We start from the raw sequence: 26,571 nt of genomic DNA, 5'->3' as shown, positions 1-26,571 counted from the left end.
TTCGGTTCCCCGGGATGCAAAGGGCGGGATGGACGACGAACGTCCATCCCGCCCAGCGTGCGTCGCCTGCCTAGAAGCTAAGCAGCCCGGTGAACAAATCGGGGACGGCGGTCGTGACAGCCTCGGACGCGCCCGCGGTCGCCGACTCGGTCGCCAGCGAACCCAGCGCGTCGATGAACTGCGTGGTCCACGTCGTGTACAGCTCGTCGAGGAAGCTGCCGGCGTTGATCAGCCCCGGGAAGATGTTCTCGACACCGTTGACCGGGTTCACGCCCGCGTCATAGCCATTGACCACGGCGTTGAGCACGTCGGAGCCCAGGTTGTTCAGGTCGGTCATGGCCAGGGTGCTGTCGCCCGCCGTCATGGCAGCGTTGATGTCGTCCAGGTCGGCGGTGAGGGCGAAGAAGCCACTGATTTCCGGGGACAGCACGGTCTGCGCGAGGTCCTTGAGTTCGTTGTAGCTACCGAACGCCTCGAGCAGGTTGGTCTGGATCTGCGACAGCTCGACCGGGATCGACAGCGTCGTCACGCCCTTGGTGGTCTCGTCCAGGAGGGGTGACAACAGTGGCTTGAGCGTGTGGTCCAGCAGTTCCAGCGAGTATGCGTTGAAGTCGCTGAAGAGCTGCTCGCTCCCATTGGGGTTGGTCGAAATGTTTTGGAAATCGGTCGCCAGCGTCGCCAGCAGGCTGCCGGTGACGCCGGGGGTAGGTCCACCGAGAACGGGCTCCCCGCCGAACAGTCCGAAGACGTAGCCGTCGTCGCCGCCGTACCAGCCACCGAAGAGCGCATTGTTGATTCCGGTGTCAAAGCCGGTCAGGGCAGTGCTGATCTGTGTGCTGAAGGCGTCCGACACGTTTCCCAGTGCTGTCGACAACTCGGTGCTCGACGTGGTGGCCTCGGTCTGGAGTGTGGCCAAGTTCGCCTCGGTGTTGCTCAGGAACGTGGTCCAGTCGACTTCACCGGAGACCAGCTTCACGTCGTGGTGTCGGACCAGCGAATCACCGGTCGGCGCGTCGAGCGCGAACAGGCCAGCGCCGACGACCGCTAGGCCGGCGACCATCAGTCGACCCGCGTGGGCCGCTGTCGAGGGGAACGGGACAGCTGGATGCACAAGCATCTCCTTAAGTGAGCATAAGTGGATATCGCGCCATAACCAGGCGGAACGCGAGGCTACCTGAGATTTAACTGAGCCACAATAGGTTTGCCTAACCTCAGTTAGCGCCCGTCGCTCCAGGTCGAGGTGGGGCTATGCGCCGCTAGCTTTCGGAGGCGCCCAGCCACTAAAGTGTCCAACAATTTAGGCTAGCCTCTACTAACTGATGCAAGGGGTAGGTGTGACAACTGGCGGGGTCGGGGCTTCCATCGTCGGCGGCCCCACCGACGTGCGCGCTGAAGTCGCGGCGCTGCTCGGCGTCAGCGCCGATGCCGTCGACCCCAGCGGCAACCTCGTCAGTCAGGGTCTCGACTCGATCAGGATGATGTCGCTGGCCGGGAAGTGGCGTCGTCGAGGGGTCGACGTCGACTTCGCCGCGCTGGCCGCAGAACCCACAGTCGAGGCCTGGTCGATGCTGGTCGGCGAGGGCTCGTGCGAACCCGTGGCGCTGGCCGGGCCGACCGGCCCGCCCGATGACGCGTTCCCGCTCGCCCCCATGCAGCACGCCATGTGGGTGGGTCGTGACGACAGTCAACCGCTCGGCGGCGTGGCCGGCCACCTGTACGTCGAATTCGACGCTGAACCAATCGATCCCGAACGTCTGCGCCGAGCCGCGACATCGTTGGCCGCGCGGCATCCGATGTTGCGGGTCCAATTCGGCGCCGACGGAACCCAGCGCATCGGTGCGCCTGCCGATTTTCCGCTCGTCGTCCACGATTTCCGCGACCTCGCCGAGGTCGACCAGCGGCTGCTCGAGTTGCGCGAGTCCAAATCGCATCAGCAGCTCGACGGGCAGGTGTTCGAGCTGACCTTGTCGCTGCTACCGGGCGAACGGTCGCGCCTGCACGTCGATCTGGACATGCAGGCCGCCGATGCGATGAGCTATCGCACGCTGATGGCCGACCTCGCCGCACTCTACCGTGGCCGGGACCTCGAGGACCTGACCTTCACCTACCGGGAGTATCGCCAGGAGATCGCGCGCCGCGAGGCCGGGCCGCGTCCGGCCCACGACGCCGACCGGGACTGGTGGTCGCAGCGCATCCCCGAACTCCCGGACCCACCCCGACTGCCGTCGGACAACCGGAACAGTCTGTCGCGCAACAGCACTCGGCGCTGGCAGTGGCTGGACCCGGCCACTCGTGACGCCCTGTTCGCGCATGCCCGCGGCTGCGGCGTCACCCCCGCGATGATGTTCGCCGCGGCCTTCTCGCACACTCTGGCCAGCTGGTCTTCCACCTCGCGATTCCTACTCAACGTGCCCTTGTTCGGCCGCGAAGCCATGCACCCCGACGTCGACAACTTGGTCGGCGACTTCACGTCGTCGCTGCTTCTCGACATCGACCTCACCGAAACGGCGGACGCTGCATCGCGAGCGCGCGCCGTGCAGGACGCCATGCGGTCGGCCGCCTCGCACGCCAACTACCCCGGCCTGTCGGTGTTGCGCGACCTGGCCCGCTACCGCGGTACACCGGTGCTTGCCCCGGTCGTGTTCACCAGCGCATTGGGACTCGGTGAGTTGTTCTCGGCTGACGTCACCAAGGCATTCGGCACGCCCAGTTGGATCATCTCGCAGGGGCCGCAGGTGTCGCTCGACGCGCAGGTCACCGAATTCGACGGCGGCGTCCTGGTGAACTGGGATGTCCGCGAAGACCTTTTCCCGGCCGGCGTTATCGACGCGATGTTCGCCCATCACGTCGAGGAACTGCGGCGGCTGGCCGCGAGCCCAGACGCGTGGACACAGCCCGACCCGCCCGCACTCCCGTCGCAACAGAGGGCTGTGCGCGACGCGGTCAACGGCGTGACGGCAACGTCCAGCGGAGAACGGTTGCACGACGGGTTCTTTCGGCAAGCCGAGGCCCGTCCCGACGCGGTCGCCGTGTTGTCCAGCTCCGGTGAGCTGACCTACGGTCAACTGCGCCACCAGGTGCTGGCGCTGACGTCGGCGCTGCACGCCAACGGAATCGGCGATGGTGACACCGTTGCCATCGTGGGTCCGAAGACCGCCGAGCAGGTATCGGCGGTGCTCGCGATACTGGCTGCGGGTGGCGTCTACCTGCCGATCAGCGTCGATCAGCCCCGCGACCGTGCCGAACGCATCCTGCAAGCCGGTCAGGTGAAGCTGGCGTTGGTGTGCGGGGGTGAACCGGTGTCGTTGCCGGTGCCGACGCTGACGATCGCCGACGTGGCGAACGACGCCTCCGCCGAGGAGGCCTTGCACCCCGCCGCCGGCGATCCGGCCGCGCTCGCCTATGTGCTGTTCACCTCCGGCTCGACCGGTGAGCCCAAGGGCGTGGAGGTCACCCACCACGCATCGATGAACACGGTCGAATTCATCGGGCGCCATTTCGGTCTCGGGCCCGGGGACCGATGCCTGGCCTTGTCGACGCTCGAGGGCGACATCTCGGTGATGGACATTTTCGTCACGCTGCGCACCGGCGGTTCGATCGTGGTGGTCGACGAGGGACAGCGACGCGACCCGGACGCGTGGGCGCGGTTGATCGCCGAATACCAGGTAACGGTGTTGCATTTCATGCCCGGCTGGTTGGAGATGCTGGCCGAGGTCGGTGTCGGACGACTCTCCTCGCTACGGGTGGTGCCGACCGGCGGCGACTGGGTACGGCCGGAGGTCGTTCGCCGGCTGCGCGCCGACGCGCCCGCACTTCGCTTTGCCGGATTGGGCGGAGCCACCGAAACCGCCACGCACAACACCATTTTCGAAGTCGGCGACATGGAGCGGCTCCCGCCAGGGCTGACCGCGTTGCCGTTCGGCACCCCGCTGCCCAACAATGCCTGCCGGGTGGTGAACGACCGGGGCGGTGACTGCCCCGACTGGGTCGCGGGTGAACTGTGGGTCGGCGGCCGCGGCATCGCGCGGGGATACCGTGGCCGACCCGACCTCACCACCGAACGGTTTGTCCGTTACGGCGGCCAAACCTGGTATCGCACCGGCGATCTGGCCAGGTACTGGCCGGACGGGGTGCTGGAATTCGTCGGGCGCGCCGACCACCGGGTCAAGATCAGCGGCTACCGGGTCGAGATCGGCGAGGTCGAGGCGGCGCTGCGGCAGATTCCCGGGGTGGCAACGGCGGTCGCCGCAGTGGTGACGACCAGCGGCGGCGCGGAAGTGCTGGCCGCGGTCTGGCACGGCGACAACCCGTCGCTCACCGCGGAGGGCGTCCGCGCCGCCATGGCGGAACTTGTTCCGGCCCATATGGTTCCCCAGCACCTCGTGTTCACCGACCGCATCCCCTACACCCTGGCCGGGAAAATCGACCGACGCGTCGTCACCGCTCAGCTCGCTGCCGCGGTAGCGGAATCGTCGGCACCCGATCGCCGCGCGCCGTCCACACCCGTCGAGTCCGCGGTCGCGGCGATCATCGAGGACGTGCTCGGTGCAAGTGGAGTCGGTGCCGACGACGATTTCTTCGCTCTGGGCGGCGACTCGGTGCTGGCGACCCAGACCGTGGCGCGCATCCGGGCATGGCTCGACACCCCCGACATCGCCGTCGCCGACATCTTCGCCACCCGAACCGTGTCCGCGCTCAGCGCGTTGCTGGTCGGCCGTGAACCCGACCCGGGCCGTCTTGAACAGGTCGCCGAACTGTACCTGGAAGTCGTCGGCATGGACGCCGGCCATGTGCTGGCGGCAATCGCCGGAAATGATGCGCTGCAATGATCTTCGACAACCTCACCTCGGTGCAGAAGAAGGAATTCCCGTCCTGGATCAAGCGGTTTCCCGGCCGGGGCGTCGCAGCGCGAGGCGCCACCGTGGTGTTTCCGCATGCCGGCGGTGCGGCCGCCGGTTACCGAAAGCTGGCGATGGCGCTGGCCGCCGGTGGTGGCGACACGTACATCGTCCAGTACCCGCAGCGCGCCGAGCGAATGAACGAACCAGCCGTCGACACGGTGCAGGATCTGGCCCGCAGCCTGTTCGTCGCCGGGCCCTGGCGCCAGGTGGCGCCGCTGCGGCTGTTCGGGCACAGCATGGGTGCCGTGGTCGCCTTCGAATTCGCCAGGATCGCCGAATCCCGCGGCGCCCCAGTGCACAAGCTGTGGGCCTCGGCGGCGCCCGCCCCGTGCACCGTCGAAGCCAAGCCGGAATTGCCAACCAGCCACGACGACCTGCTGGTCGACATGACCGACTTCGGCGGGACGGACGTCGAGTTGCTCGCCGACCCCGAGTTCGCTGAGCTGCTGGTCACCGCGATGCGTGCCGACTACGCCGCGATCAACCGCTACGCCTGCGGACCGGACGTCAAGATCGCGGCAGACATCTCAGCGTTGGGCGCGCACGGCGATCTGCGGGTCGACGCCGACGAACTCGACCGCTGGGCGACACACACGGATGGCGCCTTCGACCTCGACTGGTTCGACGGCGGTCACTTCTATCTCGACGACCACATCGACGACGTCGCCGCACGGGTGAACGCGGATGGCTGATCCGGTCGTGGTGGTCGGCATGGCGTTGGAGGCGCCCGGCGGAATCGACACCGCCGACGCGTACTGGGAGTTGTTGTCTGAGGGCCGCGAGGCGCTGACGCCATTCCCGGGCGATCGCGGATGGTCGGTGCGCGAGCTGTTCGCCGGATCCCGCCGCACCGGCTTCAAGGAAATCCACGACCGCGGCGGATTCCTGCGCGACGCAACGATGTTCGACCCCGAATTCTTCGGGATCTCACCGCGCGAAGCCGTCGCGATGGACCCGCAGCAGCGCGTCGCACTGCGGGTGTCGTGGCGGGCGCTGGAGAACAGTGGCATCAATCCCGACGAGATGGCCGGCCACGAGATGGGGTGCTATCTCGGTGCCTCAGCCACCGGATACGGGCCGCAGATGGCCGAATTCTCGGAATACAGCGGCCATTTGCTCGCCGGTACCGCGTTGAGCGTGATCTCCGGACGAATCGCCTACACGCTGGGCTCGACGGGGCCCGCGGTGACGATCGACTCTTCTTGCGCCTCGGCGCTGGTCGCCTTCCACGCCGCGGTCAGGGCGCTGCAGAACGGCGACTGCGACCTGGCGCTGGCCGGCGGCGTCAACGTGCTCGGCTCGCCGGGATTTTTCGTCGAATTCTCCAAGCAGCACGCCTTGTCCGACGACGGCCACTGCAGGGCCTACAGCGCGCACGCCAGCGGGACGGTCTGGGCGGAAGGCGCCGCCGTCTTCGTGCTGCAGCGCAAGTCGGCCGCGCTGCGGGACGGGCGGCAGATTCTCGCGGAGATACTCGGCAGCGCCGTCAACCACGACGGCCGCAGCGCGGGCCTCAGCGCACCGAGTGGCGCCGCTCAGGTCAGCTTGTTCCGGCGCGCGATCGCCGAAGCCGGGATTCGTCCCGACGAGGTCGGCATGGTCGAGGGGCACGGCACCGGGACTCGTCTCGGTGACCGCACCGAGCTGCAGTCGTTGGCGCAGACCTACGGCGACACCGAAGCCGACCGTGGCGCACTGCTGGGTTCGGTCAAATCCAACCTCGGCCACGCGCTGGCCGCCAGTGGAGCGCTGGGTCTGGCGAAAATCCTGGTGTCGGCCGAGCACGCGGCGGTGCCACCGACACTGCACGTCGACGACGCCAGCCCCGAGATCGACTGGGCCGAACAGGGTTTGCGCCTTGCCAGGACGTTGACGCCGTGGGCCGCCGTCGACGGGCGCCGTGTCGCGGCCACTTCGGCGTTCGGGATCGCCGGCACCAATGCTCACGTCATCGTCGCGCTGCCCGAGGCGGCGTGATGTTGGCTCAACGATTGCCCGACGGCCGCGTGCCCGTGCTGCTGTCCGCACATGACGACCGGCTGATCGGCCAGGATGCCTCGGCGATCCTCGGATACTTGAAACGCGTTGACGGCGACCGGGATCCGACCGTCGAGATCGCGTCCACCTTGCTGCGGCTGCGCCGGGTCAGGCGACACCGCGCGGTGGTGCGGGCAGCGAACCGCGACGAGTTGGCCGCCGCCTTGGCGGCGCTGGCTGACGGTGACGAGCATCCGTTGGTGGCCCGGTCGTCGAGGAGCGCGGCGCCCTGCGTTGCGTTCGTCTTCCCTGGCCAGGGCAATCAATGGCCGTCGATGGGTTCGGCAGCCTACCGCCTGCTGACGGCGTACCGGGCCGAGGCCGACCGCTGCGCGGAGGCGTTCGTCGCGGCCGGGTACCCGTCGCCGCTGCCATACCTGCACAGCGACGGGGACCGGGCGTGGGCCCGAGCGGAAGTCCAGGGTGCGCAGTTCACCCACGCGGTCGGCCTGGCGGCGCAATGGAAATCGTCGGGGGTACTGCCGGCCATCACTATCGGCCACAGTCTCGGGGAGATCGCGGCGGCCTATGTGGCCGAGAAGATCTCGTTGGCAGACGCCGCGGCACTGGTCGGCGCCCGGGCGAATGTGGTCGGACGATTGACCGGTCACTACGCGATGGTGGTGCTGGGTGTCGGCATCGACGAGGCGCAGACCCTGATCGCCGAAACACCGGGCTGGCTGGAGGTTTCCGCGGTGAACGGTCCGTCGGCCACGGTGGTCTCCGGTGACCACGACGCCGTCGTGGCGGTCAGGGAAGCGGCTCAGGCGCGCGGTGTGTTCGCCCAACAACTCACCGTGGACTATCCGGGCCACACCAGCGCTTTGCGCCCCTTGGGCGCCGAATTGGTCAAGCTGCAGCCCCGGTCGTCGTTCCGAGACGGACCCCGGGCATTCATCGGTTCCGCTGTCGGCGCCGAGGTCGGCAGCGACGTGAACTTCTCGCAGTATTGGTACGAAAGCCTCTGCAGCACAGTCCGATTCGACCGGGCTGTGATCGCCGCCCAGAAGTGCGGAGCCGAAGCATACGTCGAAATGTCGGCGCACCCGTCGCTGCTCTATCCACTCGGCGACCTGGTCGACGACGACTCGGCGGTGATCCTGGGTTCGGGTCACCGCGACCGACCGCTGGCCGATGTGCTGTCGGCGAACATCGCCGCGGCCGCCATTGCCGACCCCGGCTATGCATGGGCCGACGCGATGCCGTCGACGCTGACGCCGCCGCTGCGCGGGTTCCCGAACGCGCCGATGCGCGCCGTGCACCTGTGGGCCGGCCCGGCTCCCGTCGCTCACACGCCGGCTGACGCGGCCACTCCGTTGACGGTTGCCGTGGAGCAGTGGCAGCACGTCGAGGCCTCCCGTCCGATTGCGCAATGTCGCATCGCGATCGTCGGTGACAGCGCGGGACACCTCAGCGCGGCCGCCTCGACGCATCGCGGATGCCGCGTGGTTTCGCCGCGTGACGCGGACGTCGTCGCGGTCGTGGCGCCGGTGCTCGAGCAACTGGACGCTACCGAGGCTGTCGCGCAGATCGCCGCGCGGGCCGACGCGGGACTCGCCGACTACGACCAGATCATCGGCCCGCAATGCCGAGCGGTGTGGTTGCTCACCGCCGGTGGTGAACGAGTCACCGCCGGCGACGTCGCCCGGCCCGCGCAGGCGGCACTGGCGGCCATGCACCGCAGCATCGGAGCCGAATTCGCCGACCAGACGTTCGGCAGCCTGGACCTGCCGGCCGGTGACCTCGGTCCCCACACCGCGGTCGCCGCTCTCGACGTGCTGCTCGGTGATACCGGCGTGCTGGCACTGCGCGCAGGCGCGGAGGGCCAAACGCTCCGCTATATCCGGAGTTTCCGCGAAGACCGCGAGCGCACAACCGCCCGTCCGCTCGATGCGGCCGCGCTGGACAACGTGGTGATCACCGGCGGTAGCGGCGCCATCGGACTGCGTTACGCCCGACACTGCATCGAACGGGGCGCGCGCAGGGTCATCCTGTTGAGCCGCAACGGGTTAGCCCCGGACGCGGTGGCACAGTTGATCGGGCGGCGTCATGTCGAGGTGTATGCCCCGCACTGCGATATCACCGACCGCGCGGCGGTCGCAGCCGTCGCCGCCGAATTCGCCGAGACCGGCGCCTCCCTGCTGATCCATACCGCGGGAATCGCCGCCGCATCCGAGCATGGCGAATTGACCGGTGCGAGCGTGGCCGCCGTGTGCGCCGCCAAGGTAGCCGGCCTGGCCGCGATGACCGATGTGTGGCCGCTGCAGCCGGACTGCCGCATCCTGGCGTGCTCGTCGGTTTTCGGGGTGTGGGGCGGCCAGGGGCACGCCGCGTACGCGGCATCGAACCGGATGCTGGACGTGTTGGCGGCTCAGTTGCGCGCAACGGGGTTGGACTGCACCGCAATCCGGTGGGGCCTCTGGCAGGACGCCGGGGTGGTCGCCGCCGACGAGATCGCCCGCACAGAACGGTCGGGGCTGATCGCGATGCGGGCCGACTCTGCGTTGGCCGCCGGCCTCGCCCGCTACGCCGACGACCCGCTGATTTTCGACGCGGACTTCGACCGGCTCCGGGTCTTCTTCGAAAGCCAAGGCATGCCGATGCCGTTCGACCGGGCCGGCACCGAAGACCCGTTGGCGGGCAATGGTTTCGATCGACGACCGCTGCCCGAGCTCGTGCTGAGCGAGCTCGCGTCGACGCTGCAGTTGGGCGATGCGGAGACGATCGACGCCACGGCGTCGCTGATCGACCTCGGGCTGGATTCGCTGCTGGCGCTGGACCTGCGTCGACGACTGCGCCGCGCGGTTGGCCATTCGGCTCCGGTAGCGCGGATGCTCGGCGGCATCACCGTCAACGAACTGATCGACGTTCTGCGCGAAGGCCAGGACATGGGGAAGGTTGGAACCCACGCGTGACTGACACCACGGGCTTGGACACGCTGGACGCGCAGCGCCTGGAGCTGTTGCGCCGCAGGATCGCCGAACGTGGCTTGAGTCGACCGGACGCCGCCACGGACGTTGTCACCCAGCACCCGCAGATGTCCGACGGTCAACGGCGGATGTGGTTCGTCCAATCAGTCGACCCGGATGGGGCGTTGCTCAACATCTGCGTGTCCTACCGCGTCACCGGTGACGTCGATATCACGCGACTGCGTGCGGCGGTGGACGCGGTGGCGCTGCGGCATCCGGTGCTGCGCACCACGTACCACGTCGGCGACGACGGCGATCCGCGGCCGATCGTTCACGCTGACCTGCGCCCGGGGTGGGCAGAGCATGACCTGTCCGCGCTCGGCGAGCAGGCCCGTCAACTCAGGCTGGAAGTGTTGGCGCAGAGGCAGTTTCGCCAGCCGTTCGACCTGACCGAGGATTCGCCGCTGCGGATCGCCGCCGCCCGGACCGGCGCCGACGAATTGGTGCTGCTGTTGACCGCGCACCACATCGCCTGGGATGACGGTTCGTGGAAGCCGTTCTTCAACGACCTGGTGCGGGCCTATACCGGTGACCTCGACGCCGCACCGGTGCCGGCGGTCACGGGCGGGCGGGTCGGCAGTAGCGACGAAGACCTGGCGTACTGGCGCTCGCGGATGACAAATCTGCCCGAGCCACTGGAGCTTCCGGGGCCACATGGTTCGGTGGTCCCCAGCACGTGGCGCGCCCAGCGGGTCACGTCGCGGCTGTCGCCTGAGACCGTCGATCGCGTTGCGGCGCTGGCCCGAGAAACCGGGGCCACGCCGTACATGGTGTTGGCGGCGGCGTTCGGTGCGCTGGTGCACCGCTACACCCACGCCGACGATTTCCTCGTGGCAACCCCGGTGCTCAATCGCGGTGCCGGAACCGAGGACGCGATCGGTTACTACGGCAACACCGTGGTACTGCGAATGCGGCCCGCCCCCCGGCAGACTTTCCGGGAATTGCTCGCCCAGACCAGAGAGGACGCGGTCGGAGCCCTCGCGCACTCGCGCGTCGACCTGGAGTGGCTGGTACGCGAATCCAACCCGGACCGTCGGCACGGCGCCGAACGGATGACCCGGGTCAGCTTCGGCTTGCGCGATTCCGACGGCGGAGGATTCAACCCGCCCGGTATCCGCTGTGAGCGTGCCGAATTGCGCGGCCACACCAGCCAATTGCCGCTCGGCCTGATGATCGAATTGGACGGCCGCGGAGCGGTGGTCGAGGCCGAATACCTCGTCGAGGTACTCGATCGTCCGCTGGTCGAGCAACTGTTGCGGCACTACGAGGTATTGCTGACCCACGCGCTCGACGACCCGGACCGCACGCTGTCGACGTGTCGATTGATGAGCGACGCCGACGCCGAATGGCTTCGGACCGTCTCGGCGGGCGAAGAGTTCGACGCCCCGGCGAGCACGCTGCCCGCCCTGGTCGCGCGCCGCGCGGACCTGACCCCGGACGCCGTCGCCGTGGTCTACGAAGGTCGGCAATACAGCTACCGCGAGATCGACGACGAGGCGAACCGGCTGGCGCACTGGCTGATCGAGCGCGGCATCGGCACCGAGGATCGAGTCGCGGTGCTGCTCGACAAATCACCGGAACTGGTCATCACCGCGCTGGGCATTCTGAAAGCCGGCGGCGTCTACCTGCCCGTGGACCCCACCTACCCGGATGATCGCCTGACGTTCATTCTCGGCGATGCCGACGCGAAATTGGTTCTGCGCGAACCGGTCACGGGTCTGTCCGACTATCCGGCCACCGCGCCGACCCGGTTACTGCGCCCCCTTGTTCCCGCTAACACCGCATACTTGATCTACACGTCGGGCTCGACGGGTCTGCCCAAGGGCGTCCCGGTCCCGCACGCGCCGATCGCGGAGTATTTCGTGTGGTTCGGTGACGAATATCGGGTCGACGAGACCGACCGCCTGCTACAGGTGGCCTCACCGAGCTTCGACGTGTCGATCGGGGAGATCTTCGGAACGCTGATCTGCGGTGCGCGCCTGGTCATTCCGCGTCCGGACGGTCTGCGCGACATCGGCTACCTGACCGAACTGCTGCGCCGCGAAGGCATCACCTCGATGCATTTCGTCCCCTCGCTGCTCGGGCTGTTTCTGTCGTTGCCCGGCGTCAACCAGTGGCGCACCCTGCGCCGGGTGCCGATCGGCGGCGAACCGCTGCCCGGTGAGGTCGCCGACAAATTCCACGCCACGTTCGACGCGCTGCTCTACAACTTCTACGGGCCCACCGAAACCATCGTCAACGCCACCAGCTACCCGGTGGAGGGTGCCCAGGGCACCCGGGTGGTGCCGATCGGCCGGCCCAAGATCAACACCCAGATTCACCTGCTGGACGACGCGCTCCAACCGGTCCCGGTCGGTGTGATCGGCGAAATCTACATCGGCGGAACGCATGTGGCGCGTGGCTACCATCGCCGGCCGGGTCTGACCGCCGAGCGCTTCGTCGCCGACCCATTCACCCCGGGCGCACGGCTCTACCGCTCCGGCGACCTGGCGCGACGCAACGCCGACGGCGACATCGAATTCGTCGGTCGCGCCGACGAGCAGGTCAAGATTCGCGGCTTCCGCATCGAACTGGGTGAGGTGGCCGCGGCGATCTCCGTCGACCCCAGCGTCGGGCAGGTCGTGGTGGTGGCCAGCGATCTACCTGGACTGGGTAAGAGCCTGGTCGGCTACGTCACCCCAGTCGACGGAGGCGGGCCCGAAACCGTTGACGTGGAACGAATTCGCGCGCGGGTGGCGGCGGCGCTGCCGGAGTACATGACTCCCGCCGGCTACGTCGTGATCGACGAGATCCCGATCACCACGCACGGAAAGATCGACCGCACGGCGCTACCGGAACCCGAGATCGCCGCCAAGACCCGATACCGCGAACCGTCGACCGCGACCGAACGCCGGATCGCCGTCCTGTTCTCCGAGCTACTGGGTCACCAGCGGGTCGGAGTGGACGACTCGTTCTTCGACTTAGGCGGACACTCGCTGGTGGCCACCAAGCTGGTCACCGCGATCCGCGCGGAATGCGCTGTGGAACTGGGCATCCGCGACGTGTTCGAACTCGGCACGGTGGGCGCGTTGGCCGAGCGGGTCGACGACCTGCGCTCCGGTACCCATGGTCGGGCGCGGCCCAAGCTAATGGCCACCACCCACGACGAGCCGTTGCCGCTGTCGGCGTCGCAGCTGCGCAGCTGGTTCGCCTACCGGGTCGACGGGCCCAGCCCGGTCAACAACATCCCGTTCGCGGCGAGGCTGACCGGGCCGTGGAACATCGAGGCGTTGGTCGCCGCGGTCGGCGATGTGGTTGAGCGACACGAAATCCTGCGCACCACCTACGTCGAGGACGAGGGCGTGCCCTATCAGGTCGTCGGCCCGGTCGCCGAACTGCCGGTGCGCCGCGCCACCGGCAGCGGCGAACGCTGGCTGCAGGAGCAACTCGACGCTGAGCGCCGGCACTGCTTCGAGCTCGACCGCGAATGGCCAATCCGGGTGGCCGTGCTGGACAACGACGGCGAGCACGTCCTGTCGCTGGTCGTACACCACATCGCGTCGGACCACTGGTCGGCTGGCGTGCTGTTCGCCGACGTGATGACCGCCTACCGGGCCCGCCGCCACGGCGAGGCCCCCGCCGGGGCGCCGCTGCGTGTCCAGTACGCCGATTACGCGGCCTGGCAACGGGATTTCCTGGGGGAGCCGGGCGGAGAAGAGACGGCGGTCGCGGCCGAGCAACGCGATTACTGGACCAGCCAGCTGGCCGGATTGCCGGAGGACAGCGGCCTGCGACCCGACTTCCCACGGCCGCCGCTACCCAGCGGCGACGGCGAGTCGGTGACCTTCAGCATCGACGCCGCCACCCGCGCCAAGCTCGCCGAACGCTGCCGCGAGCTCGGTGTCACCGAATTCATGGCGTTGCAAGCCGCCGTCGCGGTGGTGCTGCACAAGGCGGGCAGTGGCGTCGACATTCCGCTCGGCACACCGGTCGCCGGACGCACCGAGGCGGAGCTCGACCAGCTGATCGGATTTTTCGTCAATATCCTGGTGCTGCGCAACGACTTACGCGGCAACCCCACCCTGCGCGACGTGCTGACCCGTTCACGCGAGACCGCGTTGGCGGCCTACGCCCACCAGGACCTGCCGTTCGACCGGGTGGTCGACAGCGTCAGCCCGGTCAGGTCGCTGTCCCGCAACCCGCTGTTCCAGGTGATCGTGCATGTTCGCGACCACCTGCCGGCCACCCGAGTCATCGAATCGGCGTCCGACGGCGGACAGGACACCGTGTGCACGTCGCTGGACCCGGTCTTCGACATGGCGCACGCCGACCTCAGCGTCAACTTCTTCGGCGCCGATCAAACTGCCGGCGCCGCAGGCTATCTCGGCACCCTCATCTTCCGCACCGAGCTCTACCAGCGCGCGACCATCGAACGGCTGGCCGGCTGGCTCACGCGCGTGGTCACGGAGTTCGCCGACGACGTCGACCAGAATCTGCGCGATGTGGTGCTCGCCGACGCGGGCGAACAGCAGCGCATCCTGACCCAGTGGAGCCGCGGCGACGAGCCCCCGGCCGACCGGTCGCGGACCGTCCCCGAACTGCTCGAAGCGAGCCGGCAGAGCGGCGGCCGGGTCGCGGTGCGCTGCGCCGGCAGCGACCTCGATTACGCTGCGCTGCATCGGCGTTCGGACAACCTGGCGGCAATGCTCGCTCAGCGTGGCGTGCGCGCGGGCTCCTTCGTCGGGCTGTCCACCCGCCGGGGCATCGACATGGTGGTGGCCCTGGCCGGCATCGTGAAAGCGGGTGCGGCGTATTTCCCGATCGATCCCAGTTATCCGTTGGCGCGCAAGCGCTTTATGCTCGACGACGTGCAGCCGCCGGTGGTGATCGCCACAGTCGAGGCGCTCGACACCATGCCGGACGACTATGCGGGCGAGGTCGTGTTGCTCGACGACCCCGATGTGCGTGCGGCGATCGAACACTCGGAGCCGCCCGCCGGGCGACCACGCCTGCCGCACCCCGACGATGCCATGTATCTGGTGTTCACGTCCGGGTCCACCGGAAAGCCCAAGGGCGCCATCGGAACTCAGCGCGCGATGGCGGCCCGGATCGACTGGCAGCTACGCCACTATCCACCGCGGGGCGACGACATCCGCCTGTCGCAGGCGTCGATGACGTTCCTCGAAGGCGGGATGGAACTGCTGGCCGGCCTGGCCGCCGGCGCCACCATGATTTTGGCCGACGACACCGAGCACCGCGACGCCGAAGCGTTAGCGGCGCTGACGACGCGCGAGTCCGTCGCCCAGATCACCGCGGTGCCCAGCCTGGTGTCCGCGCTCGTCGACGCCGCTCCGGACTCGGTGCGGTCGCTGACGCGACTGGTTTGCGGCGGTGAGCCGGTGAGCAACTCGCTGTTGCAGCGATTGACGGGCGTCTGCGCCGATGCCGGCGAGCAGGGTCCGGAGTTGTTGAACAACATCGGCTCGACCGAGACCTCAGGTGCGGTGTCCCGGGGACGGCTGAGTTTGCCCACCCCGCTCGTCGGCTCACCCGTGGCGGGGGCGCAGGCCTACCTGCTGGACGACGGCCTGCGGCCGGTGCCGGTCGGCGTGGTGGGCGAATTGTATTACGCCGGTGATCAATTGGCCCGCGGCTACTGGAAGCGGCCCGCGCTGACGTCGACCCGGTTCATCGCCAACCCGTTCGCCACCGAGCCAGGTGGTCGGCTGTATCGCAGCGGCGACCTGGCGCGGTGGACCCAAGACGGCCAGCTGGAGTTCGCCGGCCGCGCCGACCATCAGGTGCAGGTGCGCGGATTTCGGGTCGAGCTGGCCGAGGTGGAGGCCGCACTGGCCGCCGCAGCCGGGGTGGCCGCCGCAGCTGCACGGACGTGGGAGGTGCACGACGGCACAAGCCTGGCCGGTTACGTTGTGCCGCAACACCCCGTCGCCGACCGGGCCGAGTTCGCAGCCTCGGTGCGCGCCGCGATCAGTGCGGCGCTGCCCGGTTACATGGTGCCGTCGTCGCTGACGGTTTTGGACGCGATGCCGAAGACCGAGTCGGGCAAGCTGAATCGGCCAGGTCTGCCGCGGCCCGCGGTCACCACCAGCGGCCGCACCGAGCCGGCCCGAACCGACACCGAACGCGCGCTGGCCGCGGTCTTCGCGGAGCTGCTGTCCACCCCGGAAGTCGGTCGATCCGACGACTTCTTCGCGCTCGGCGGAGACAGCATCCTGTCGGTTCAGCTGGCGTCTCGTTCCCGGGCGGTCGGGCTGCCGGTCAACCCCAGGATGATTTTCGAGAACCCGACGATCGCGCAACTGGCCGCGGCGGTCGACGCGCTCGAAGCCGACGGTGGCGGCGGTTCGCCGGTCGAGGTGCCCGCGGCCCGCTTCGAGCCGATGAGCACCTCGGGTTTGTCGCCGACCGACCTGGCCGCGGTGACGCAGCTGTGGTCGAAGACGCGAGACAGCACCTCATGACGGCCGCCGACGTCGACGCCGACGCTGCCGTCACGCCCGATATCGAAGACGTGATGGCGCTCAGCCCTTTACAAGAGGGGCTGTATTCGCTCACCATCCTTTCTGAGTTGGCTGATTCATCCGAGGGCCAACCCGCCGACGACCCCTACGTCATCGGGATGGCCGCCGACATCTTCGGCCCCCTGGACGTCGCGTTGCTGCGCGACTGCGCGGCCAAGATGTTGGTCCGTCACCCGAACTTGCGGGCCAGCTTTTTCAGCCGGGGGATACCTCGCCCGGTGCAGATCGTGCCGTCGCGCGTCGAGCTGCCGTGGCGCGACGTCACCGCGGCGGAAGGCGACATCGACACGATCGAGCTCGACGAGCGGCGGCGTCCGTTCGACCTCGAGCGGCTGCCGGCGATCCGGTTCTTGCTGATCGAGTTGCCCGATGCGCGTTGGCGATTGGTGATCACCGCCCACCACATCGTGATCGACGGTTGGTCGTTGCCGGTGTTCGTCGCCGAGATGATGATCCTGTATCGCGCGGGCGGTGATCTCGCAGCGTTGCCGGTGGCCCCGCGGCCATATCGCGACTACATCGGCTGGCTGGCCGGCCGCGATCAGCAAGCCAGCCAACGGGTGTGGCGTGAACACCTGGCCGGCCTGCCCGGTCCGACACTGCTGGCGGCCGCATTCGGCGGTGAGGACGCCGCCCGCACGTCGACGCGTCTGCCGCAGCGGACCGAGCTGCAGCTGGACGCCGAGGCGACCGCGCGGCTGGTCGCCGGGGCCCGCTCGCGCGGCGTCACCCTCAACACATTGCTGCAGACCGCCTGGGCGACGATCCTGTCACGCCTGACAGACCGCGACGACGTCGTGTTCGGTGTCACGGTCTCCGGTCGACCCGCCGAGCTGGCCGGGGTCGAGACGATGGTCGGCCTGTTCATCAACACCGTCCCGCTGCGGGTCCGTCTCGACGCCGGTATGACGGTGGGCGAGCTGTGCCGCGCCGTGCAACGTGATTCGGCGATCCTGCGCGACCACAGCTACCTCGGGCATGCGCAGCTGCGGGCCATGGGCGGCGTCGGCGAGATGTACGACACGCTGCTGGTCTACGAAAACTTCCCGACCGGCGCCGTGGCCGCCGGCGACCAATTGGCGGGTACCGGAGTCACGTTCCGGCCCGCCGCGGTGGAAAGCCTCACCCACTTCCCGATCGTGCTGGCCGCGCATATGGCCGACGATCGCCTCGTCCTGATGGTCGAGGTCATCGACGGTGCTATCGGCAACACCGCTGCCGACACCCTCGGTCGTCGACTGCTCACCACCGCCGAGCGGCTGCTGGGGCAGTGGGACCGGCCGCTGCGCGAGGTCAGTGTGCTGTCAGCCGACGAGGCCGGTCCGCTCGGTTCGCCAGTAGCCAAAACCGTTGAGGCGCGGAGTATCCATGCCCGCTTCGCGGAGGTGGCCGCCCGGGTGCCGGACAGCCCGGCGGTCACCTGGGCGGGTGGCGCGATGACCTACCGCGAACTCGACGCGGCGGCTAACCGGATGGCCGGTGCTCTGCTAACCCGCGGCGTGGGCGCCGAGACTCCGGTCGCCATCAGGCTGCCGCGCGGCCCGCAGTACATCGTCGCGATGTTCGCCGCACTGAAAGCCGGTGCCACCTACGTGCCGCTGGAACCGGGAATGCCGGTCGAGCGGGTCAACTCGATCCTGCGTCAAAGCGGCGCGGCCATCGTCGTCGACGAGGACTTCGCCATCGACGGTGACGGCGACTTCCAGCCGGCCGACGTCGACCCCTGCCGTGCTGCCTACGTCGTCTTCACCTCCGGCACCACCGGAGAACCCAAGGGCGTCATCGGAACTCACGCCGCCATTAGCGCCTACGCCGACGACCACCTCGACCATGTGCTGCGACCGGCGGCCGCCCGACTGGGCCGCCCGCTACGCATCGCGCACGCCTGGTCGTTCGCGTTCGACGCTGCCTGGCAACCGTTGGTCGCGCTGCTCGACGGCCACGCCGTCCACGTCGTCGACGAACACACCCAGACCGACGCCGAGGCGTTGGTCGCCGCCATCGCCGAGCACGGTGTCGACATGATCGACACCACCCCGTCGATGTTCGCCCAGCTGCGCTCGGCGGGCCTGCTGACTCGGGTGCCGCTCGCGGTGCTGGCCCTCGGAGGTGAGGCGCTCGGCGGCAGTTCATGGTCGTTCATCCGCAGTCAGTGCACCCGGACGGGAATGACGGCGTTCAACTGTTACGGGCCCACGGAAACCACCGTCGAGGCGGTGGTGGCGGCGATCCACCAGCACGACGAACCGTCGATCGGCTACCCGACCGGACACACTCGCGGTTACGTCCTGGATTCGGCGTTACGTCCGGTCGCCGCCGGCGTCGCGGGGGAGTTGTACCTCGGCGGCGCGCAACTGGCGCGCGGCTACCTGCACCAGGCAGGCGAAACGGCGCAGCGCTTCCTCGCCGATCCGTTCGTGCCGGGAAGCAGGATGTACCGCACCGGCGACGTGGTCCGCCGTCAACCGGACGGATCATTGCGCTATGTCGGCCGCGCCGACGCCCAAGTCAAAATCCGCGGCCACCGGGTGGAACCCGGCGAAGTCGCCATGGTGCTCGAATCACACCCGAGCGTCCGCCATGCCAGCGTGGTCGTGCACGAGCGGCACGGCGCACCCCGGTTGACCGCCTATGTGGCGGTACGGGATTCGGCAACAGTGAGCCAACTGCGGCGCATGCTGGCCACGCGGCTACCCCGCTACATGGTGCCGCAGCGCATCGTGACCGTCGACGAGATCCCGTTGACGGCCAACGGGAAGCTCGACGAAACCGCCCTGGCGGCTCTCGATTCCGCGGCGGAGTCGGCTGGGCTAGAACCGGAAACCGCGACCGAGTCGGCGCTCATCGAGGTGCTGACCGAGATCCTCAACGTCGCCCGCGTCGATGTGGGCGCGGACTTCCTCGAGCTGGGTCTGGACAGCATCGTGGCGCTGTCAGTTGTCCAGGCCGCCCGTCGCCGCGGTATCGGGTTGCGCGCCAGGCTGATTCTCGAATGCGGCAGCGTCCGCGAGCTTGCCGCCGCGATCGACGCCGAAGCCGCCGAACCCAACGCCCCGACGGGATCCGGTGACACTGAGAGTGGGCCGATACCGCTGCTGGCCAACGCACGCTGGCTCTACGAATTCGGTGAACCACGCCGCCTGGCGCAGGCCGAAGCTATTCGACTGCCGGACGGTGTCACCGGCGAACACCTGCGGGCCGCGTTGAGGGCGATCGCCGCCGGCCACGAGGTCCTGCGCACCCGACTGGACCGCGCGACGATGACGCTGCACCCGCAGCAGCCGGGTGACTTTCTCACCGAAGTCGAGGTTTCCGGGGATCTCCAGCGGGCCGTCGCCACCGAAACCGCTCGGGCCATCGACAGCCTCGACCCCGAACGCGGGCAGCTGCTGGCGGCAGCATGGCTGCGGCCCTCGACCGGTCAGAGTGTGCTGGTGCTGGCCGCTCATGTGCTGGCACTGGACCCGGTGTCTTGGCAGGTGGTGCTCGGCGAACTCGACGCAACCCTGCACGCGCTGATGGCAGGTAACACCGCGGCGCCGGTCCGCGAGCACACCAGCTACCGGCGTTGGGTCGACGCGATGACCGCCCGGGCGGGATTGCTTGACAGCGAACCCTATTGGACGATGCAGCTCGCCGGTGACGACCCTGAGATCGGGCGGCGCAGACTGGCGCCGCACACCGACCGGGCCGGCGGGCTGCTGGTGCAGACAGCGATGCTCGACGCCGACAGCACAGCCCGACTGCTGAAGTCCGGCCTGCCGGTGTTCGACCTGTTGATCGCCGCCGCATCACGAATGATCACCCGATGGCGGCAGCAGCGCGGCCAGCCGACGCCGCCACCGTTGCTTGCGCTGGAAACACACGGCCGCGCCGACGCGCTCGTCGACAACGCGGCCGACACGACCGACACCGTCGGGCTGCTCAGTGCGATCTACCCGCTGCGCGTCGACACCGAGGACCCACGACGGGTGCGGGAACTGCTGTCGTCGATCCCCGGGGACGGTGTCGACTTCGGCCTGCTGCGCTACCTGCGGGACGACACCGCGGCTCGCCTGTCCACTTTCGACGGGCCACAGGTGCTGCTGAACTATTTGGGTCGCGCTGAGGTCGGCGGTACCAGCGGGCTGTGGCTGGATCGCGGCCTGTTGAACGGCGTTTCGCCGCTGCCGGAACCCGATCTGGCGGTGCGCTACGAGCTGAGTCTGGTGGCCACCGTGCTCGGCAGCGGGGAATACCAGGCGCTGGTCACGCAATGGCGTGCGCTGCCCGACATTTTGACGGAGTCGGATATCGCTGCGCTGCAGCAGTTGTGGACGCAAGCCCTCGAGGAGATGGTGCCATGACCACACTGGCCGTGCTTGGCGCCGGGGTGAAGGCGGTGGCGGTTGCCGCGAAAGCCCATGTGCTGAGCCAGATGGGCGTCGACGTGCCGCACGTGGTCGCGATCGAGCGGACCGGGGTGGCTGCCAACTGGCAGGCCAGCGGCGGCTGGACCGACGGCGCGCAGCGGCTGGGCACCAGCCCGGAGAAGGACGTCGGATTTCCCTACCGTTCGTCGCTGGTGCCGCGCCGCAACGCCGAGGTCGACGAACGCATGATGCGCTACGGATGGCAGTCGTACCTGATCGCCACCAGTCAGTTCGCGCAATGGATCGACCGCGGCCGTCCCGCGCCCACCCATCACCGGTGGAGCCAGTACCTGCGCTGGGTGGCCGACGAAATCAACATGTCGGTGGTGTACGGCGAAGTGGAGCGGCTCGCCGTCGACGGCGACCGGTGGGCGCTGCACACCGACGAAACGTGTGTGCACGCCCAGGGTTTGATGATCACCGGCCCAGGGCAGGCGGAACGCTCCCTGCTACCGGGCAACCCTCGGGTGATGTCGATCGCCCAGTTCTGGCATCGCGCCGGCCAGCAGGACCGGATCAATGCCGAGCGCGTGGCGGTGATCGGTGGCGGCGAGACCGCTGCGGCGATGCTGAACGAGCTTTTCCGGCATCGGGTTTCGACCATCACGGTGATCTCACCGCAGGTGACGCTGTTCACCCGCGGCGAGAGTTTCTTCGAGAACACGCTGTTCTCCGATCCCAGCGACTGGACCGCACTGACCGTGGAAGAGCGGCGCGACGCGATCGCTCGGACCGACCGCGGGGTGTTCTCGTCGAACGTGCAGGACGCCTTGCTGGCCGACGACCGGATCCGGCATCTGCGGGGCCGGGTCGCCCATGCGGTGGGGCGCGACGAGCAGATCCGACTCACGCTGTCGACCAACCGGGGCAGCGAAAACCTCGAGACCGTACACGGTTTCGACCTGGTGATCGACGGATCGGGTGCCGACGCGCTGTGGTTCACCTCGCTGTTCAGCCAGGACGCGCTCGACTTGCTGGAGCTGGGCCTGGGTGGCCCGCTGAGCGGAGACCGCGTCCAGGAGGCCATCGGCCACGACCTCGCCGTCGTCGATGTCGCTCCGAAGTTGTTCCTGCCCAACCTCGCCGGGCTCAACCAGGGCCCGGGCTTCCCCAACCTCAGCTGTCTGGGCCTGCTGTCCGATCGGGTGCTCGGCGCCGATCTGGGCTCCGGCGCCCCATTCTCGACCCACCGAGCCTCGAGCAGGAGAGATGATGAGCACCAATCCATTCGATGACGAGAACGGGACGTTCGTCGTCCTGGTCAACGACGAAGACCAGCACAGCCTGTGGCCGACCTTCGCCGACATCCCGGCGGGTTGGCGCAAGGTCTTCGGCGAGGCCGGCCGCGCGGAATGCCTAGCCTATGTGGAGGAGAACTGGACCGACATGCGGCCACGAAGTCTCCGCGAGGCGATGGACACCTGATGGCCCGCGGGTTCCAAGGAGCGATGCTGCGGGGCTTCGGCGCCCGCGACCACACCGCGACCGTCCTCGAAACCATCCGGGTTGCACCGCATTTCGTGCGGATCAGGATGCAGTCACCCACGCTGTTCTCCGACGCGCAGGCCGAGCCGGCGGCCTGGCTCCGATTCTGGTTCCCCGACCCTGACGGCTCGACCACCGAATTCCAACGCGCGTACACGATCTCCGAGGCCGACGTGGCCTCGGGTCGCTTCGCCGTCGACGTGGTGCTGCACGACCCAGCGGGTCCGGCGTCGAAGTGGGCCCGGACGGTCGAACCCGGCGCAACCATCGCGGTGATGTCGTTGATGGGCTCCTCGCGCTTCGACACGCCCGACGAGCAGCCGGCCGGCTACCTGCTGATCGGTGACTCCGCATCGATTCCCGGCATCAACGGCATCATCAGCGTCGTCCCCGCCGACGTACCGATCGAGGTGTATCTCGAGCAGCACGACGACAACGACCGTCAGATCCCGATCGCTGACCATCCGCGGCTGCGACTGCACTGGGTCGGCCGACGCGACGAGAAGTCGCTTGCGGCGGCCATCGAGACCCGCGACTGGTCCGACTGGTATTGCTGGGCCACGCCGGAAGCCACCACGCTCAAGCATGTTCGTGCCCGGCTGCGTGACGACTTCGGCTTCCCCAAATCGGAGATTCACGCGCAGGCCTATTGGAGCGCCGGGCGTGAGATGGGCACCCGGCGGGGCGACGAGCCAGTTGTCGACACGGTCGCGCTCAGCAATGACCCGGTCACCGCGAAGCCGGAACCCGTTGTGGTGCAGGATGTGCCGCGGGGGAGCTGGCGCGCTCAGGCCGCCGGCCGGCTGCTCGCGCCGCTGCGCCCGGCGCTGATCGCGTCCGGGCTGCTGCAGGCGATCATCACGCTGGTCCAGTTGGCGCCGTATGTGTTATTGGTCGAGCTCGCACGCCAATTGGTGTCCGGCGCCCGGGCGTCACAGCTCGAAGAGATCGGTGTGGCAGCCGTGGCGCTGCTGGGGATCGGCACCCTGCTGGGCGCCGCCCTGACGCTGTGGCTGCACGTCGTCGATGCGCGGTTTGCCAGCGACCTGAGGTCGAGGCTGCTGAGCAAATTGGCGCGGGTGCCGTTGGGGTGGTTCACCGCTCGCGGCTCGGGGTCGATCAAGCAGCTGGTCGCCGAAGACACCTTGTCGCTGCATTATTTGGTCACCCATGCCATCCCGGACGCGGTCGCGGCGGTGGTCGCGCCGCTAGCGGTGCTGGTGTACCTCTTCGTCGTCGACTGGCGGGTGGCGCTGGTGTTGTTCGGGCCGGTGCTGGTGTATCTGGTGCTGACGTCGTCGATGACCATTCAATCTGGACCGAAGATCCCGCAGTCGCAACGCTGGGCAGAGCGGATGAGCGGCGAGGCCGGGGCGTATCTCGAAGGCCAGCCGGTGATTCGCGTCTTCGGTGGCGCCGCCGCGTCGAGCTTCCGACGTCGACTCGACGAGTACGTCGGGTTCCTCACCGACTGGCAACGCCCGCTGGCCGGCAAGAAGACTGTGATGGATCTGGTCACCCGGCCAACCACGTTCCTCTGGCTGATCGTCGGGACCGGTACCCTGCTCGTTGTCGCCGGCCACCTGCAACCGGTCGAGCTGTTGCCGTTCCTGTTGTTGGGCACCACGTTCGGGGCCCGGCTGCTCAACATCGCCTACGGGCTCGGCGGTATTCGCGCCGGGCTGCTGGCCGCCCGTCGACTGCAGATCGCGCTCGACGAGCCGGAGCTCTCGGTGCGTGACGAGCCGCCGACCGGGTCCGGTGATTCGGTGGTGTTCGACCGGGTGACCTTCGGCTACCGCCCCGGCGTGCCGGTGGTCCACGACGTCTCGCTGACGTTGCGACCCGGCACGGTCACCGCGCTGGTCGGTCCGTCCGGCTCGGGCAAGTCGACACTGGCCGCGCTCCTGGCCCGGTTCTACGACGTACAGGGTGGTGCGATCACCGTTGCGGGACAGGACATTCGAACGTTCACCGCCGACCAGCTCTATACCCGGGTCGGATTCGTGCTGCAGGAAACCCAGCTGGTGCACGGCACCGTCGCCGAGAACATCGCACTGGCTGTCCCCGACGCCTCTCGTGAACGCATCGAGGCGGCCGCCCGCGAGGCCCAGATCCACGACCGCATCCTGCGGCTGCCGAACGGTTACGACACCTTGCTAGGGGCCGCCAGCAGCCTGTCCGGTGGCGAGCGTCAACGCCTGACGATCGCCCGTGCCATCCTCGCCGACACCCCTGTCCTGATTCTGGACGAGGCCACCGCATTCGCAGACCCTGAGTCGGAATACCTTGTCCAGCAAGCGCTCAACCGACTGACCCGGGAGCGGACGGTGTTGGTGATCGCGCACCGGCTGCACACCATCGCCGGCGCCGACCAGATCGTCGTGCTCGATCATGGCCGCATCGCCGAGCAAGGCACCCACGACGAGTTGCTGGCTGCCGACGGTCGCTACCGACGCCTGTGGGACAGCGGCCGTCGTGACCCGGTAGGTCAGGAGGCCGCCCGATGATTCGCACCTGGATCGGCCTCGTCCCCGCGGAGCGCCGCGGCAAGGTAGTCGTCTACGCCGTCCTCGCCCTGGTCTCGGTGATCGTCCGGGCGGTCGGCACCGTACTGCTGGTGCCGTTGGTCGGAGCGTTGTTCAGCGACACCCCACACCGGGCGCTGGGGTGGCTGGGCTGGTTGACCGCCGCGACCGCGGCGGGTTGGGTGATCGACACCGCCACTGCGCGAATCGGTTTCGATCTGGGCTTCGAGGTCCTCGACCACACCCAGCACGATGTCGCGGACCGGCTACCCGACGTGCGGCTGGAGTGGTTCAACGCGGACAACACCGCGATCGCACGCCAGGCGATTGCCGCGACCGGGCCCGAGCTGGTCGGCCTCGCGGTCAACCTGCTGACGCCGTTGGTCACCGCCGTGCTGCTGCCGGCGGCCATCGGGGTCGCCCTGCTGCCGGTGTCCTGGCAGCTCGGTGTGGCCGCCATGGCCGGGGTGCCGTTGCTGCTGGGCGCCCTGTGGGCTTCGGCCCGGTTGGCCCGCCGCGCGGATCAGGCTGCTGCCGAGGCGAATACGTCGCTGACCGAGCGCATCATCGAATTCGCGCGCACCCAGCAGGCATTGCGCGCGGCGCGACGCGTCGAGCCGGCCCGAAGCATGGTCGGCGACGCGCTCGCCGCCCAGCACGGCGCGACGATGCGCCTGCTGGCCATGCAGGTGCCCGGCCAGCTGTTGTTCAGCCTGGCCAGCCAGCTCGCGCTGATCCTGTTCGCCGGCGCGACAACGGCTTTGACGATCGACCACACGTTGAGCGTGCCCGAGGCGGTCGCCCTGATCGTGGTGATCGCCCGCTACCTGGAGCCGTTCACGTCGATCAGCGAGCTGGGCCCGGCCCTGGAAAGCACTCGCGCCACGCTCGACCGGATCCGCGCGGTGCTGAGCGCGCCGGTGATAGCCGCCGGGGACGTGGACCGCCGCGGCCACGACGGCGCGCCGCGTGTCGAATTCGACAACGTCACGTTCACCTACGACGGCGCGGGCACGCCGGTCCTGGATGGGGTCAGCTTCACGCTGCAGCCGGGCACCACGACGGCGATCGTCGGACCGTCCGGATCGGGCAAGAGCACCATCCTGTCCCTGATCGCCGGCCTGTATCAGCCGGTCAGCGGGCGCGTCCTAGTCGACGGCGTCGACGTCGCGACCCTCGATGCCGAGAGCCGCCGCGCGACGAGCAGTGTCGTGTTCCAGCATCCGTACCTGTTCCACGGGACGATTCGCGAGAACGTCGCGGCCGGTGACCCCACCGCCAGTGAGGCGGAGTTCGACCGCGCCGTCGCGCTGGCCCGCGTCGACGAACTGACCGGCCGGCTGCCCGCCGGTGCCGAGACGGTGGTCGGCGAGGCCGGGTCGGCCCTGTCCGGCGGCGAGCGCCAGCGGGTCAGCATCGCGCGGGCTCTGCTCAAACCCGCTCCGATCCTGCTGGTCGACGAGGCGACGAGTGCATTGGACACCGAGAACGAGGCCGCGGTGGTCGACGCGCTCACCGCGGACCCGCGGCCGCGGACCCGGGTGATCGTCGCGCACCGACTGGCCAGCATCCGGCACGCCGACCGGGTGTTGTTCCTGGACGGCGGCGCGATCGTCGAGGACGGCACCGTCGGTGACCTGCTCAGCGCGGGCGGTCGATTCGACGACTTCTGGCGTCAGCAGCGCGACGCCGCCGAGTGGCGCATCCACGTCGGCTAG

At 68.7% G+C, this 26,571-nt stretch carries 11 protein-coding genes; 10 read left to right on the top strand and 1 reads right to left on the bottom strand.

The genetic code is table 11. The features are described 5' to 3' along the window. Nucleotides 1–70: 70 nt before the first annotated feature. On the bottom strand, nt 71–1,111 hold the full coding sequence (locus MKK62_RS25750) for a hypothetical protein (RefSeq protein ID WP_240263097.1): 1,041 nt from the start codon (nt 1,109–1,111) through the stop codon (nt 71–73). 250 nt (nt 1,112–1,361) lie between these two features. Here MKK62_RS25750 and MKK62_RS25745 point away from each other — a divergent pair, with 250 nt between their 5' ends. Genes MKK62_RS25745 through MKK62_RS25700 form a run of 10 tightly spaced genes read left to right on the top strand, consistent with a single transcriptional unit; the run spans nt 1,362 to nt 26,571 of the window. Continuing rightward, nucleotides 1,362–4,829 carry a non-ribosomal peptide synthetase gene (locus tag MKK62_RS25745; protein ID WP_240263924.1) on the top strand — a complete coding sequence of 1,156 codons (3,468 nt, stop codon included), beginning with the start codon at nt 1,362–1,364 and terminating at the stop codon, nt 4,827–4,829. Continuing rightward, the gene (locus tag MKK62_RS25740; protein WP_240263098.1) at nt 4,826–5,593 is read left to right on the top strand and encodes a thioesterase II family protein; all 768 of its coding nucleotides are present in this window, start codon (nt 4,826–4,828) and stop codon (nt 5,591–5,593) included. Before MKK62_RS25745 ends, MKK62_RS25740 begins: the two co-directional genes overlap by 4 nt. Then, nucleotides 5,586–6,878 (top strand): beta-ketoacyl [acyl carrier protein] synthase domain-containing protein, encoded by a 1,293-nt coding sequence (locus MKK62_RS25735; RefSeq protein WP_240263099.1) that lies wholly within the window; start codon nt 5,586–5,588, stop codon nt 6,876–6,878. Before MKK62_RS25740 ends, MKK62_RS25735 begins: the two co-directional genes overlap by 8 nt. After that, the gene (gene mbtD / locus MKK62_RS25730; RefSeq protein ID WP_240263100.1) at nt 6,878–9,853 is read left to right on the top strand and encodes a mycobactin polyketide synthase MbtD; all 2,976 of its coding nucleotides are present in this window, start codon (nt 6,878–6,880) and stop codon (nt 9,851–9,853) included. The genes MKK62_RS25735 and mbtD overlap by 1 nt, the downstream gene beginning before the upstream one ends. Next, nucleotides 9,850–16,368, top strand: coding sequence for a non-ribosomal peptide synthetase (locus MKK62_RS25725; protein ID WP_240263101.1), 6,519 nt, complete (start codon nt 9,850–9,852; stop codon nt 16,366–16,368). Before mbtD ends, MKK62_RS25725 begins: the two co-directional genes overlap by 4 nt. Next, nucleotides 16,365–20,774 (top strand): amino acid adenylation domain-containing protein, encoded by a 4,410-nt coding sequence (locus MKK62_RS25720; protein WP_240263102.1) that lies wholly within the window; start codon nt 16,365–16,367, stop codon nt 20,772–20,774. The genes MKK62_RS25725 and MKK62_RS25720 overlap by 4 nt, the downstream gene beginning before the upstream one ends. Then, nucleotides 20,771–22,075, top strand: a complete 1,305-nt coding sequence (mbtG, locus tag MKK62_RS25715) for an NADPH-dependent L-lysine N(6)-monooxygenase MbtG (protein WP_240263103.1) — start codon at nt 20,771–20,773, stop codon at nt 22,073–22,075. Before MKK62_RS25720 ends, mbtG begins: the two co-directional genes overlap by 4 nt. Beyond that, nucleotides 22,053–22,265 (top strand): MbtH family protein, encoded by a 213-nt coding sequence (locus tag MKK62_RS25710; RefSeq protein ID WP_240263104.1) that lies wholly within the window; start codon nt 22,053–22,055, stop codon nt 22,263–22,265. The genes mbtG and MKK62_RS25710 overlap by 23 nt, the downstream gene beginning before the upstream one ends. Then, a complete protein-coding gene (locus MKK62_RS25705; protein WP_240263105.1) occupies nt 22,265–24,835 on the top strand; it encodes an ABC transporter ATP-binding protein/permease in 2,571 nt (856 codons plus the stop codon). The genes MKK62_RS25710 and MKK62_RS25705 overlap by 1 nt, the downstream gene beginning before the upstream one ends. After that, nucleotides 24,832–26,571, top strand: a complete 1,740-nt coding sequence (locus MKK62_RS25700; protein WP_240263106.1) for an ABC transporter ATP-binding protein — start codon at nt 24,832–24,834, stop codon at nt 26,569–26,571. Before MKK62_RS25705 ends, MKK62_RS25700 begins: the two co-directional genes overlap by 4 nt.

This window comes from Mycobacterium paraterrae, assembly GCF_022430545.2.
Taxonomy (GTDB): Bacteria; Actinomycetota; Actinomycetes; order Mycobacteriales; family Mycobacteriaceae; genus Mycobacterium; species Mycobacterium paraterrae.
Note: the sequence above shows the minus strand (reverse complement) of the source record. Positions and strands in the feature narration are given on the sequence as shown.

What these genes read in the sequence shown, in the direction of transcription:
- MKK62_RS25710 (WP_240263104.1), top strand. Translation starts at nt 22,053, where the DNA reads ATGAGCACCAATCCATTCGATGACGAGAACGGGACGTTCGTCGTCCTG.
- mbtG (WP_240263103.1), top strand. Translation starts at nt 20,771, where the DNA reads ATGACCACACTGGCCGTGCTTGGCGCCGGGGTGAAGGCGGTGGCGGTT.
- MKK62_RS25700 (WP_240263106.1), top strand. Translation starts at nt 24,832, where the DNA reads ATGATTCGCACCTGGATCGGCCTCGTCCCCGCGGAGCGCCGCGGCAAG.
- MKK62_RS25705 (WP_240263105.1), top strand. Translation starts at nt 22,265, where the DNA reads ATGGCCCGCGGGTTCCAAGGAGCGATGCTGCGGGGCTTCGGCGCCCGC.
- MKK62_RS25735 (WP_240263099.1), top strand. Translation starts at nt 5,586, where the DNA reads ATGGCTGATCCGGTCGTGGTGGTCGGCATGGCGTTGGAGGCGCCCGGC.
- MKK62_RS25740 (WP_240263098.1), top strand. Translation starts at nt 4,826, where the DNA reads ATGATCTTCGACAACCTCACCTCGGTGCAGAAGAAGGAATTCCCGTCC.
- MKK62_RS25720 (WP_240263102.1), top strand. Translation starts at nt 16,365, where the DNA reads ATGACGGCCGCCGACGTCGACGCCGACGCTGCCGTCACGCCCGATATC.
- mbtD (WP_240263100.1), top strand. Translation starts at nt 6,878, where the DNA reads ATGTTGGCTCAACGATTGCCCGACGGCCGCGTGCCCGTGCTGCTGTCC.